The following is a 12,186-nucleotide window of genomic DNA, read 5'->3' on the forward strand; positions in this document are numbered from 1 at the left end:
AAGTCGGCTTGTTCCGTCGGGTGCGCGCCTGTGAGACTGGCGGAATGGACACATACGGGGGACGGCGGACGAGGGCCCAACAGGACGCGGCGACGGTCGAGATCGGATACGCGCTGCTCAGCGCGGGCTTCGCGGCGGCCGTGGTGTTTGGAGCCGTCGTCGGGCCGGCACTGTTCCTCGATCTCCCGCCGCTGCCGACGCGAGTCCTGCTGTGGCTGGGCACCGCGTTCGCCGTGGTGCTCTTCTTCGCCCGGGTGGTGAGCGTGCTGGTGCGCTTCCAGCGGGAGCCTCAGCCGAGCCAGCCCGGCCGGACCAGCCCCGACTCGTAGGCCAGGACCACGAGTTGGGCGCGGTCCCGGGCACCCGGTTTCACCATGGTGCGGCTCACGTGGGTGTTGGCGGTGAGCGGGCTGACCACCAGGCGCCGGCCGGAAGAGCGCGTCCGCGGCGGCCGGTTCCTTGGAGCGGGCCGCGAACTCCGCGATGAGCCTGCGCGTGACACCGGGTGGGAGCAGCGCGTCTCCCTCGACCACCGCCCTTACGGCGCGCAGGAGTTCGTCCGGCTCGGTGTCCTTGACGCGGAACCCCGAGGCACCGGCGCGCAGGGCCTCGAAGACGTATTCGTCGAGTTCGAAGGTGGTCAGCATGACCACCTTCACGTCCCTCAGCTCCGGGCCCCCGGTGATACGCCGAGTCGCTGCCAGGCCGTCCAGCAACGGCATGCGGATGTCCATCAGGACGACGTCCGGGCCCAGTTGGCCTACGAGTCGCAGCGTCCCCTCGCCGTCGGCCGCCTCGCCGACCACCTCGATGTCCGGCTAGACGTCGAGCAGCGCCCGGAAGCCGGCCCGCACCAGCGACTGGTCGTCGGCGAGCAGTACCCGGATCACCGGTCCTCCTTGAGCGGCGTGGGCAGTACGGCGAGCACCCGGAAGCCGCAGTCGGGGCGCGGGCCCGCCCCGTTGGTGCCACCCAGCGCGGCGGCCCGTTGCCGCCGCCCCCGGCATCCGCGCCGGTCGGGGGGCCGTCGTCGTCGACGCGCAGGCGCAGGGCGGTGCCGTCGTGGGTGAGGCGTACGCGCACGTGCCCTGCCCCGGAGTGCCGTACGACGTTGGTGAGGGCCTTCTGCGCGATGCGTAAGACGGCCAGATCGGCGCCGGCCGGCAGCTGCGGCGGCTCGCCCTCGGTCTCAACCGTCAGGCCGGTCGCCGCCGCCTGTTCCACCAGTTCGGGGAGCCGGTCCCGGGGTCGCTGTCGTGCAGGGCGAGGCCCATGCCCGCCTGGGCGTTGATGACGGAGATGCCGTGGGCGAGGACGTCGTGCACCTCGCGGACGATGCGCAGGCGTTCCTCGTCCGCGCGCCGTTTCGCCGCCGCGGCGCGGTCCGCGCGCTCGCGGAACCACTGCTCGCGCCGCACCCGGGCCAGTTCGGCGACGGCGAGGAGGACGGGCCCGTAGGGGTAGCCCAGGGCCAGGTAGGCGAGGGTCACCGCCGCCGTGCCGAGGGCCACTGCGGCCGGGTACCGCACGCGCCACAGCAGCGGGAGCGAGGCGAGCAGCAGCAGCGCATGGCCCCAGCCGTCGAGTGGAACGCGCTGCTGCTCCTGGGCTGCGAAGGCGGTGCCGCCCAGGACGAACGCGGTGACGACCAGCGTGGAGCGCCAGGGCAGCCGGGCGCGCCGCGCCTCGGGGTCGTCCGGGTGGTTCCACCACGGGGGCCGGTAGCGCGACAGCGGCCCGTAGCGCGACGGAGGTCCGTACCGCCCCGGGGATCTGTACCGCCACGGGAACCCGGTCCACCGCGGAGGCCCATACCGCCCCCCTTGCGCGGGGCCGCCCCCGTGTTCCGCTTCCATGTACGCCACGCCAGACGGCGGCGGGCGGTGCGGGCGTCCGTCGGGCGGCGCGACCGGTCGTACTCCCCCTGGAGTACGACCGGTCTCCCACCTCAAGCCCGAACCCCCAGGGAGTACGGCCGCTCTCACTCCTCGATGCCGACGCTCCGGGCCAGCTCCCGTACCGCGTGCCGGAAGAACGGCTCCCGGTCCTCCACCACCCGGTGGAACTGCCCGAACACCTCGAACCCGATCAGCCCGAACAGCTGCGCCCAGGCCGCCGCCATCGCCGGCACCGCCTCGACGGGCAGGCCGGGGGCGAAGTCGGCGGCCATCCGCTCGGCCTCGGGGCGCAGTTCGGCGGGGAGCGTGGGCAGTGCCAGGCCGGTGCCCTCGCGGGCGTCGCCGACGATGCCGATGAGCGCCAGGCCGACCCGGGCGGCGGCCCGGACGGTGGTCTGCGGGGCGGAGTAGCCGGGGACGGGCGAGCCGTAGATCAGCGCGTACTCGTGCGGGTGGGCGAGCGCCCAGGAGCGCGCCGCCTCGCAGACGGCCGTCCAGCGCGCCAGGGGCGTGGCGTCTTCGGCGGTGTCCCGCGCCTGTTCGGCGGCCTCGCCGAGGGAGTCGTACGCGTCGATGATCAGCTCGGTGAGCAGTTCGTCGCGGCTGGGAAAGTAGCGGTAGACAGCCGAGGAGACCATGCCCACCTCGCGGGCGACGGCGCGCAGCGAGAGCTTGGCCGCGCCCTCGTCCGCCAGTTGCCTGCGGGCGGCTTCCTTGATGGCGGCGGTGATCTCGGCCCTGGCCCGTGCGCGGGCGCCCTGAGCGGTGGTCATACCGGCAGTGTGCCACGTGCCGAGAGCACCGCACATGCACGAGATCGGCGCACGCGTGCGAGAGCAGCGGGAAAAATGAGAGCGGCGCTCTTGCTATGGAGCACCAGTCCGCCCCACACTGACACTCATCGAGAGCACCGCTCTCACGAAGACCTGGGGGTCACCATGCCGTCGTCCGCCACGCCGTACTACCTCAAGGGCAGCCCGCTCAACGTCCGTCTGAACAGGGTGATCGGCTGGCTCGCCCGGCAGGGACTCAGCCTCGCCGGCACCGCCGAGATGTCGGTGCGCGGGCGCAAGAGCGGCGAGATGCAGCGTATCCCGGTCAATCCGCACACCCACGACGGCGGGCAGTACCTGGTCTCGGCGCGCGGTCACTCGCAGTGGGTGCGGAACATGCGCGCGGCGGGCGGCGGTGAGCTGCGGGTCGGCCGCCGGGTGCGCGCCTTCACCGCGGTGGAGCTTCCCGACGCCGAGAAGCTCCCGATCCTGCGGACCTATCTGGAGAAGTGGGGCTGGGAGGTCGACCAGTACTTCGCCGGGGTGACTGCCAGGTCCTCGGACGAGGAGATCACCGCCTGCGCCGGCGACCACCCCGTCTTCCGGATCACCGTGACGAACTGACGTGCATCGGGGCGTACTTCGCGGCGTGCTTCACGGAGTGGCAGGCTCCTCCGCCGAGGTGTCTCCGGACGAGGCGTCCCCGGCCGAAGCCGCGTGCTCGGCCGGGGCGGCCTGGCCGCGGTCCAGCACGGACAGGGCGCGCTGGGCGAGCGGGTGGGCGCGGACCAGTTCACCGAGCGAGGTCGAGCCCTGGGTGATCTCCTTGAACGACTTCCACGCCGGGCGGAAGCCGGTGAGGGCCGCGTGGAACAGGCCGGGACGCTTCTCGAACAGGGCCAGCATCCGCTTGCCGACGCTCATCTCGACACCGAGCCCGGCCTTGACGGCGAACGCGTAGTTCAGCGCCTGGCGCCGGGCGTCGACGGCGTCGTGGGCCTCGGCGATGCGGACCGCCCACTCCCCCGCGAGCCGGCCCGAGCGCAGCGCGAACGAGATGCCCTCCCGGGTCCAGGGCTCCAGCAGGCCGGCCGCGTCGCCGCAGACCAGCACCCGGCCGCGCGAGAGCGGTGAGTCGTCGGCGCGGCAGCGGGTCAGGTGGCCGGAGGAGACGGCCGGTTCGAAACCGGCCAGGCCCAGGCGGGCGACGAAGTCCTCCAGATACCGCTTGGTGGCCGCGCCCTCGCCGCGCGCAGAGATCACGCCGACCGTGAGCGTGTCGCCCTTGGGGAACACCCAGCCGTAACTCCCCGGCAGCGGGCCCCAGTCGATGAGCACCCGGCCCTTCCAGTCCTCGGCGACCGGCTCCGGCACCGGGATCTCCGCCTCCAGGCCGAGGTCCACCTGGTCGAGCTTCACGCCGACGTGGGCGCCTATGCGGCTGGCGCTGCCGTCGGCGCCGACGACCGCGCGGGCCAGCACCGTCTCGCCGCCCGCCAGGACGACGGCGACCGTGCGCCGGTCGGGGACCGCCGAGCCGTGCTGCTCGACGCGCTGCACTGTGACGCCCGTACGCAGCTCGGCGCCGGCCTTCTGGGCGTGTTCGACCAACTGCTGGTCGAACTCGGGCCGATTGACGAGGCCGAAGAGCATCTGCCGGGAGCGGCGGGTGCGGGTGAAGCGGCCGTTGTTGGAGAAGGTGACCGCGTGCACGCGGTCCTGGAACGGCAGTTCGAAGCCGGGTGGCAGCGCGTCGCGGGACGGGCCGATGATGCCGCCGCCGCATGTTTTGTAGCGGGGCAGCTCGGCTTTCTCCAGCAACAGGACGCGCCGTCCCGCGACCGCCGCCGCGTAGGCCGCCGAGGCCCCTGCGGGTCCCGCGCCCACCACGACGACGTCCCACACCCGCTGTACGTCGTCCGCCGAAGAGTTCTCGCCGCTCACGATGGTCTGCCGCTCCGATCCAGCCGCTGCCGTAGTGTCCCTCGCATCCTACGGCGGCCGTCCTCGCAGGCCACTGTGGGAGTATCGGGAGTACTCACCCTGTTCAGCTGTTCAACGTCGCACCCACGAGGAGCGTGCCCATGTCGTCGAATCCGGTCGCCGAGACCGTCGCCTCGCTGCTGCCCCGGGCGAAGGCGGAGCTGGCCGAACTGGTCGCCTTCGAATCGGTGGCGGACTTCGCGCAGTTCCCGAAGAGCGAGAGCGAGGCCGCCGCCCGCTGGATCGTGGACGCGCTGCGCGCCGAGGACTTCGTGGACGTGGCCGTCCTGGACACCCCGGACGGCACCCAGTCGGTGTACGGCTATCTGCCGGGCCCCGCGGGCGCCAAAACGGTCCTTCTGTACGCGCACTACGACGTGCAGCCGCCGCTCGACGAGGCGGGCTGGATCTCCCCGCCGTTCGAGCTGACCGAGCGCGACGGCCGCTGGTACGGGCGCGGGGCCGCCGACTGCAAGGGCGGTCTGATCATGCACCTGCTCGCGCTGCGCGCCCTGAAGGCGAACGGCGGTGTGCCGGTCAACGTCAAGGTGATCGTGGAAGGCTCGGAGGAGCAGGGTACGGGGGGTCTGGAGCGGTACGCCGAGGACCACCCCGAGCTGCTGACGGCGGACACCATCGTCATCGGCGACACGGGCAACTTCCGGGTGGGGCTGCCGACCGTCACCACCACGCTGCGCGGTATGACGCTGGTGCGGGTACGGATCGACACGCTGGCCGGGAACCTGCACTCGGGCCAGTTCGGCGGTGCCGCTCCGGACGCGCTCGCGGCGCTGATCCGGGTGCTGGACTCGCTGCGTGCCGAGGACGGCTCGACCACGGTCGACGGGCTGGACGCGGCGGCCGGGTGGGACGGCCTGGAGTACTCGGAGGACCAGTTCCGCCAGGACGCCAAGGTGCTGGACGGGGTCGGTCTGATCGGTGACGGTTCGGTCGCCGACCGGATCTGGGCGCGTCCCGCCGTCACCGTCCTCGGTATCGACTGCCCGCCGGTCGTCGGCGCGACGCCCTCGGTGCAGTCCACCGCGCGGGCCCTGATCAGCCTGCGGGTGCCGCCGGGTGTGGACGCGGCGGCGGCTACCAAGCTGCTCCAGGCCCACCTGGAGGCGCACACGCCGTGGGGCGCCCGGGTCGGCACCGAGCAGATCGGCCGGGGCCAGGCCTTCCGCGCCGACACCACCAGTCCGGCGTACCAGGCGATGGCCGACGCGATGGCGGTCGCCTATCCGGGCGAGACGATGCAGTACGCCGGCCAGGGCGGCTCCATCCCGCTGTGCAACACCCTCGCCGGCCTCTACCCGCAGGCGGAGATCCTCCTCATCGGGCTGAGCGAGCCGGAGGCCCAGATCCACGCGGTCAACGAGAGCGTGTCCCCGCAGGAACTGGAGCGGCTCTCGGTGGCGGAGGCGCTGTTCCTGCGGAACTACGCGGGGAGCTGAGCGGGGCGGTTCCTCGGTCGGTCCCGGCCGAGGCGGGGCGGCATCCGGCCCTCGCTCACGGGAATGGCCGTGAGCTGAACGCGGGGGCGCGCGGCGCTGGTTGTGCCGCTCGCCGCCGGCGGCCTGCCTCGGGACGGCGCCCTCGACCGCCGGCCATCCCGACTTCCTGGTCCGCCAGGTCGCGGTGGGCGAGGGCATCGGGCAGGACAGGGCAGGACAGGGCACGGGTGACCGGGGTGACACCCGGGCTCCTGGGCGGCCCCTTCTGCCCCCGGCAGAGTCCCCTCGCCCCGGGCGTGCGGCGTGTCTACGGTCGGTGCATGGACGTCATTTCTCTGCTCCCCCGTCTTCATCTCCTCCGCTTCGCCGTCGGTCAGGCCTATCTCTGGCGGGACGACGACGGGTTGACGCTGGTCGACGCGGGCACGGTCGGGGCCGGTGCGGTGATCGCCGACGCGGTCGCGGCGCTCGGGCACGTACCCGCGGACGTACGGCGGATCGTGCTGACGCACTTCCACGAGGACCATGTCGGCGGGGCCGGGGAGTTCGCCGCGCTGAGCGGGGCCGAGGTGCTGGCGCACCGGCTCGACGCGCCGTTCGTGCGCGGTGAACTCCCCGGTCCCGCGCCCCGGTTCGAGGACTGGGAGCTGCCGGTCTTCGCGGAGGCCGTCCGGAATCTGCCCGAGGGCGTCCCCGTCCGCCCGGACGCCGTCACGGAGCTGTCGGACGGTGACGTGCTGGACTTCGGCGGGGGTGCCCGGGTGCTGCACGTCCCCGGGCACACGGACGGCAGCATCGCGCTGTTCCTGCCCGAGGACGGGGTGCTGTTCACCGGCGACACGGTGGCCGTCTCTCCGCTGGACGGCACGGTGATCCCGGGAGTGTTCAACCTGGACCGGCCCCGGCTCCTCGCCTCGATCCGCCGGCTGGCCGGACTCGGTGCCGAGGTCGCCTGCTTCGGTCACGGCGACCCGGTGGTGGGCGGCGCCTCGGCCGCGCTGCGTGAGGTCGCGGCCGCCACCTGACGCGGGACGCGGGACGCAGAACGCGGGACGCGCTCGCGGTCAGCCGAGCGGTACGCCCGCCTCCAGATACAGCGCTGTCCCGCGCTCGCGCGCCCGCAGGGCCCACCGCAGCCGCTCGTAGCGCACCGGTGGCAGCATCTCGGCGGCCTCCTGTTCCGTCGCGAAGCGCCAGGCGCGCAGTTCGGGTCCCGGCAGCAGCACGCGGGACGCCTGTCCGGACTCCAGCCGGCCGCCGTCGAAGAGGAGCCGCAGTCCCCCGAAGCCGGGCGGCACCGGCCGTTCCCAGTCGACCACGAGCAGCCGGGGCACCTCCCGCAGCTCTATCCCGGTCTCCTCGGCGACCTCGCGCATGCCGGCCCGTGCCGGGGCCTCGCCGCGCTCGACGACGCCGCCGGGGAACTCCCAGCCGGGCTTGTAGGTGGGGTCCACGAGGAGGACCCGGTCCCGGTCGTCGAAGAGCAGGACCCCGGCGGCCAGGGTCTCGGCGGTCGGTTCGGGGGTCTGCACGATGTCGCAGACCGGGGCGGCACCGCGGCCCACCGACTCGGCGATGTGCACGGCGGTCTCGTACGGGGTGAGGGCGCTGGTGTCCACGAGGTGCGCGTCGGCGGCGAGCCAGGAGGCGAGGGCGGTGCGGTAGGGCTCGATGCGGTCGTAGGACCACTGGCGTACCCGCATCTCCCCGTCGGGGAGGTCGGGGGGCACCTCGCGCCCCGCTATTCGCTCGCGCAGGATCGTTTCGGCCGGGGCCAGCAGCAGATGGTGGACGGCGATCCGGCGGGCGGCGAGGCCGCCGAAGATCTCGTCGCGGTATTCCTGGCGGAGCAGGGTCATGGGGACCACGAGGGTGCCGCCCAGTTCGGCGAGCAGGCCGGCCGCGGTGTCCACCACGAGCCGCCGCCAGACCGGCAGGTCCTGGAAGTCGCCGGCCTCGGCCAGTCGCTTGGCCGGCAGCAGCTGCGTGAGCGCCGCGCCGACGACCTCGGGGTCGAAGAGCGTGCTGTTCGGGATCAGCTCGATCAGCTCCCGTGCGGTGGTGGTCTTCCCCGCACCGAACGCGCCGTTGATCCAGACGACGGTCACGGACTCCCCCTCTTGTGTTCGGCCCCTGTGGCTTGCCCGCTCCACCCTGCCATGGAAACCCCGCACCGGTGAGGGTGCCCGCACGGGAGTGCCGGCGGCCCCTGCGGCGGGGACGCCGGCACGCACGCCGTACGCCGGGGGCTACTCCTGGCCGAGGGCGGGGCCCAGGGCGGGGTCGTCGATGGAGAAGCTGTCGTGGCTGACGAGGTTGCCGGCGGTGTCCAGGGTGTCCGAGACGTTGAGGTCGCCGAGGGGGCCGCTGTCGGCGGCGTGGGACGGGGTGATGGCGGCCACGACGAATCCGGTGGCGAGGCTGGCGATGGCGAGCATGCTGCGCTTCTTCATGGCCTGAGCAACTGCGGAAGCGGCCGGGGGGTCACGGTTCCCGGCGGAGGTGGGACCATGCGGCGCACCGGCTGCCGGGCACCGTTGTGGCGTGGCTCCGTCGAGCTGGAGCTGGTGCGCGCACTGGACTGGCGCGCGTGGCCGCCCCGGCTCCCGGAGCAGCCGATCTTCTATCCCGTCCTGAACGAGGACTACGCGATCCGGATCGCCCGGGACTGGAACGTGCGGCACGACGGCGCCGGCTTCGAGATCGACGCGGAGTTCGCCGGCCGTTATCCGGTGCGGCAGGCCGGCGGGCGGACGATCCTCGAACTGTGGGTGCCGGCCGAGGAGCTGGACGAGTTCAACGCGCACATCGTCGGCCGGATCGAGGTCGTCCACGAGTTCCGGTGAGGCGGCGACCACCGCGCGGGCCGGCGCGGACTCCGGCTGCGCGAGCCGGGCGGCCGGCGGCCGATGCCCGGCGCGTGGTGCCTGGCGCCTTGTGCCTGGTGACGAACCCGGCAACGGCGAACAGCCGCCCGCCGGTTACCGCCCGCTGCTGTGCGATGCCGAGCCACCGGCGGTCACGCGCTCACCACCGTCACAGGCTCGCCGCCCCGTCACAGACTCGCCGCCGTGGCGTCCGGCTGACGGGCCAGTGCCGCCGCCGCGGCGCCGACGAGGCCCGCGTCCGTGCCCATCTGGGCGGGTACGACGGTCAGCCGCTGGACGAAGGACAGGGTCGCGTAGTCGGTGAGGGCCTTGCGCAGCGGTGTGAGGAGGATGTCGCCGGCCTTGCCCACGCCGCCGCCGATCACGGCGATGTCGATCTCGACCAGGGTGGCGGTGGCGGCGATGCCGGCGGCCAGGGCCTGGGCGGCCCGTTCGAAGGAGGCCACGGCGAGCGGGTCGCCCTCGCGGGCGGCGGCGGCCACCGCGGCGGCCGAGGTGTCGCCGTCGGGGCCCGGTCGCCAGCCCCGTTCCAGGGCGCGCCGGGCGATGTTGGGGCCGCTGGCGATGCGCTCGACGCAGCCGCGGGCGCCGCATGGGCAGGGGTCGCCGTCGAGGTCGACGCTGATGTGCCCGATGTGCCCGGCGTTGCCGGTGGGGCCGGGGTGCAGTTGCCCGTTCAGGACCAGGCCGCCGCCGACCCCGGTCGAGACGACCATGCACAGCGCGTTGTCGTGGCCGCGGGCCGCGCCCTGCCAGTGCTCGGCGGCGGTGATGGCCACGCCGTCGCCGATCAGCTCGACGGGGCGTCCGTCGGTGGCCGCGCGGACCCGCTCGACCAGCGGGAAGTCGCGCCAGCCGGGGACGTTGACCGGGCTGACGGTGCCCGCCGAGGCGTCCACCGGTCCCGCGCTGCCGATGCCGACCACGCCGGCGCGTCCCCACAGCGGCGATCCGGCGAGTTCGCCGAGCACCTCCTCGACGGCCCGCATGACCGTTTCGCCGTCCTGCTGGGCGGGCGTGGCACGCTGGGCGCGGGCCTGGATCCGTCCGCCGTCGTCCACCAGCGCGCCGGCGATCTTGGTGCCGCCGATGTCCAGGGCCGCGACGAGGTCGGTGTGCATCAGAGTCAGATCTCCCCGGGGAAGGCTCGGTAACCAGTGACAGGCGGACCGGCCGGGCGGTGGGGGCGCGGGCCGGCGGACAGCGGTGGACAGTCTCTCTCGCATCTGACAACGTTGTCCAGGCTCTATGCTCGACGCCACATCCTCATACCCGCCCGGAGAGGGCCGCAGTACCCCTCCTGGGCGGCACGTACGACAGGACAGGACAGCGCATCGTGCCAGAGACCACCCGCCGCGCGGACCAGCACCTCACGAGCCGGTACGGCAACCGTCCCACGATGAAGGACGTGGCCGCGCGCGCCGGGGTCGGCCTGAAGACGGTGTCCCGCGTGGTCAACGGCGAGGCCGGGGTCACCCCGGACACCGAGCGCCGCGTGCAGGAGGCGATCGAGGCCCTGGGCTTCCGCCGCAACGACAGCGCCCGGGTGCTGCGCAAGGGCCGTACGGCCAGCATCGGCCTGGTCCTGGAGGATCTCGCGGACCCGTTCTACGGCCCGCTCAGCCGCGCCGTGGAGGAGGTGGCCCGGGCGCACGGGGCGCTGCTGATCAACGGTTCCAGCGCGGAGGACCCGGACCGCGAGCAGGAGCTGGCGCTGGCCCTGTGCGCGCGGCGGGTGGACGGTCTGGTGGTGATCCCGGCCGGCGACGACCACCGGTATCTGGAGCCGGAGATCAGGGCGGGTGTGGCCACCGTGTTCGTGGACCGTCCGGCCGGGCGGATCGACGCCGACGTGGTGCTGTCGGACAACTTCGGCGGGGCCCGGGACGGTGTCGCCCATCTGATCGCGCGGGGGCACCGGCGGATCGGTTTCATCGGTGACATGCCGCGCATCCACACCGCGGCCGAGCGGCTGCGGGGCTACCGGACGGCCATGGAGGACGCGGGGATATCCGTCGCGGACCGCTGGATGTCGCTGGGGGCGACGAGTCCCGAGCGGGTGCGTCGGGCGGCCGAGGACATGCTCGACGGCCCGGATCCGGTCACGGCGGTCTTCACCGGCAACAACCGGGTGACGGTGACCGTGATCCGGGTGCTGGCCGAGCGGTCCCGGCCGGTCGCCCTCGTCGGCTTCGACGACATCGAGCTGGCCGATCTGCTCCAGCCGGGCGTCACGGTCGTCGCGCAGGACGCCGCCGCTCTCGGCCGGACCGCCGCCGAGCGGCTCTTCCGCCAGCTGGACGGCTCTCTCCTCGCCCCGGAGCGGATCGAGCTGCCGACCCGGCTGATCACCCGCGGCTCGGGCGAGCTGCCGCCGGCCGGCTGAGCCGCGTATGACCGGCCGCACCCTGGAGGAGCTCGGGCTCGCCGCGGCGCCCCGTGACCATCCGCTGACGTACCCCGGCGCCTGGCCCGACGACTCCGTCCTCCTGCACGGCGACCGGCTGCTGCCCCTGGAGGAGCTGGCGCGCGCGGGGCGGACCCCGGTGCTCGCCGTCGGTTCGAACGCCTCGCCCGCCCAGCTCCGCCACAAGATGGCCGAGTTCGGGACCGACGGGCCGGTGCCGATGACACTGGCTCAGGTGAGCGGGGTCGAGGTGGGGGTCTCCGCGCACGTCAGCCGCATGGGCTATGTGTCGGCCTCGCCCGTCAGGGCGCCGCGGACGACGACACGGCTGTTCGTGATCTGGCTCGACCCCGCGCAGCTGGAGGTGATCGACGCCAGCGAGGGTGTGCCGCTGCCGCACGGCAACTTCCGCCGGGCGTGGCTGCCCGCGCCGGACGTGCGGGTCGAACTCGCCGACGGCGGGGTGCTGCCCGGGGTGTTCTGCTACGTCAACCGGCACGGCGTACTGCGCGGGGACCTCGGCGCGCCCCGCCGGCATCCCGGGCAGCGCGAGCTGCTGGCCGGGCTGCTGCGGGAGTCGGCGCCGCTGCGGGAGCTGTTCGGGACGACCCCGGAGACGTTCAGCGCCCGGTCGCGCGGGGACGCCGAGCTGTGTGCGCGGGGTACGCGGCTGTTCGCCGAGCACGCGTGGGTGACGGAGTCCGGCCTGGAGCCGTACACCGTCGCCCTCTGAGCGCCGGCCGTAGGAAGCCGGTGACCTGTTGCCTGCGCGCCGAAGCG

At 73.6% G+C, this 12,186-nt stretch carries 12 protein-coding genes and 2 pseudogenes; 7 read left to right on the top strand and 7 right to left on the bottom strand.

The features are described from left to right. Nucleotides 1-44: 44 nt before the first annotated feature. Nucleotides 45-329 carry a DUF6332 family protein gene (locus NX794_RS22120; RefSeq protein WP_258780428.1) on the top strand — a complete coding sequence of 95 codons (285 nt, stop codon included), beginning with the start codon at nucleotides 45-47 and terminating at the stop codon, nucleotides 327-329. On the opposite strand, the pseudogene NX794_RS22125 reads toward NX794_RS22120, so the two are convergent. The 3 genes and pseudogenes from NX794_RS22125 to NX794_RS22135 form a co-directional block, all read right to left on the bottom strand. Further along, a pseudogene (locus NX794_RS22125) lies at nucleotides 290-890 on the bottom strand (response regulator). The gene NX794_RS22120 and the pseudogene NX794_RS22125 overlap by 40 nt on opposite strands. After that, nucleotides 887-1,856, bottom strand: a pseudogene (locus NX794_RS22130) (sensor histidine kinase). Before NX794_RS22130 ends, NX794_RS22125 begins: the two co-directional pseudogenes overlap by 4 nt. Nucleotides 1,857-1,981: 125 nt before the next feature. Then, nucleotides 1,982-2,671, bottom strand: coding sequence for a TetR/AcrR family transcriptional regulator (locus tag NX794_RS22135; RefSeq protein WP_258780429.1), 690 nt, complete (start codon nucleotides 2,669-2,671; stop codon nucleotides 1,982-1,984). Nucleotides 2,672-2,836: 165 nt separating this feature from the next. Between NX794_RS22135 and NX794_RS22140 the strand changes: the two genes are divergently transcribed. Continuing rightward, nucleotides 2,837-3,295 carry a nitroreductase family deazaflavin-dependent oxidoreductase gene (locus NX794_RS22140; protein ID WP_258780430.1) on the top strand — a complete coding sequence of 153 codons (459 nt, stop codon included), beginning with the start codon at nucleotides 2,837-2,839 and terminating at the stop codon, nucleotides 3,293-3,295. A gap of 30 nt (nucleotides 3,296-3,325) precedes the next feature. Here the strand turns inward: NX794_RS22140 and NX794_RS22145 are convergent, their stop codons facing one another. Next, nucleotides 3,326-4,615, bottom strand: a complete 1,290-nt coding sequence (locus NX794_RS22145; RefSeq protein WP_258780432.1) for a geranylgeranyl reductase family protein — start codon at nucleotides 4,613-4,615, stop codon at nucleotides 3,326-3,328. Nucleotides 4,616-4,755: 140 nt separating this feature from the next. Here NX794_RS22145 and NX794_RS22150 point away from each other — a divergent pair, with 140 nt between their 5' ends. Both NX794_RS22150 and NX794_RS22155 read left to right on the top strand, forming a co-directional pair. Continuing rightward, nucleotides 4,756-6,111 carry a dipeptidase gene (locus NX794_RS22150; protein WP_258780433.1) on the top strand — a complete coding sequence of 452 codons (1,356 nt, stop codon included), beginning with the start codon at nucleotides 4,756-4,758 and terminating at the stop codon, nucleotides 6,109-6,111. Nucleotides 6,112-6,431: 320 nt separating this feature from the next. Beyond that, nucleotides 6,432-7,136, top strand: coding sequence for an MBL fold metallo-hydrolase (locus tag NX794_RS22155; protein ID WP_258780435.1), 705 nt, complete (start codon nucleotides 6,432-6,434; stop codon nucleotides 7,134-7,136). A 39-nt stretch (nucleotides 7,137-7,175) separates the two neighbouring features. Here the strand turns inward: NX794_RS22155 and NX794_RS22160 are convergent, their stop codons facing one another. Beyond that, nucleotides 7,176-8,219 (bottom strand): NUDIX hydrolase, encoded by a 1,044-nt coding sequence (locus tag NX794_RS22160; protein ID WP_258780436.1) that lies wholly within the window; start codon nucleotides 8,217-8,219, stop codon nucleotides 7,176-7,178. Nucleotides 8,220-8,360: 141 nt separating this feature from the next. Next, complete coding sequence (locus tag NX794_RS22165; RefSeq protein WP_258780437.1) at nucleotides 8,361-8,564, bottom strand: hypothetical protein; 204 nt, start codon at nucleotides 8,562-8,564, stop codon at nucleotides 8,361-8,363. Nucleotides 8,565-8,621: 57 nt separating this feature from the next. On the opposite strand from NX794_RS22165, the gene NX794_RS22170 reads away from it, so the two are divergent. Then, the gene (locus NX794_RS22170) at nucleotides 8,622-8,957 is read left to right on the top strand and encodes a hypothetical protein (protein ID WP_258780439.1); all 336 of its coding nucleotides are present in this window, start codon (nucleotides 8,622-8,624) and stop codon (nucleotides 8,955-8,957) included. A gap of 209 nt (nucleotides 8,958-9,166) precedes the next feature. Here the strand turns inward: NX794_RS22170 and NX794_RS22175 are convergent, their stop codons facing one another. Then, nucleotides 9,167-10,120, bottom strand: coding sequence for an ROK family protein (locus NX794_RS22175; protein ID WP_258780440.1), 954 nt, complete (start codon nucleotides 10,118-10,120; stop codon nucleotides 9,167-9,169). 215 nt (nucleotides 10,121-10,335) lie between these two features. Between NX794_RS22175 and NX794_RS22180 the strand changes: the two genes are divergently transcribed. Together NX794_RS22180 and NX794_RS22185 are read left to right on the top strand one after the other, a co-directional pair. Next, nucleotides 10,336-11,385, top strand: coding sequence for a LacI family DNA-binding transcriptional regulator (locus tag NX794_RS22180; RefSeq protein WP_258780441.1), 1,050 nt, complete (start codon nucleotides 10,336-10,338; stop codon nucleotides 11,383-11,385). Between the two features lie 7 nt (nucleotides 11,386-11,392). After that, entirely contained in the window at nucleotides 11,393-12,139 is a 747-nt protein-coding gene (locus tag NX794_RS22185) for a hypothetical protein (RefSeq protein ID WP_258780443.1), read from the top strand. Nucleotides 12,140-12,186 lie beyond the last annotated feature (47 nt).

Source organism: Streptomyces pyxinicus (assembly GCF_024753135.1).
Classification (GTDB): Bacteria; Actinomycetota; Actinomycetes; order Streptomycetales; family Streptomycetaceae; genus Streptomyces; species Streptomyces pyxinicus.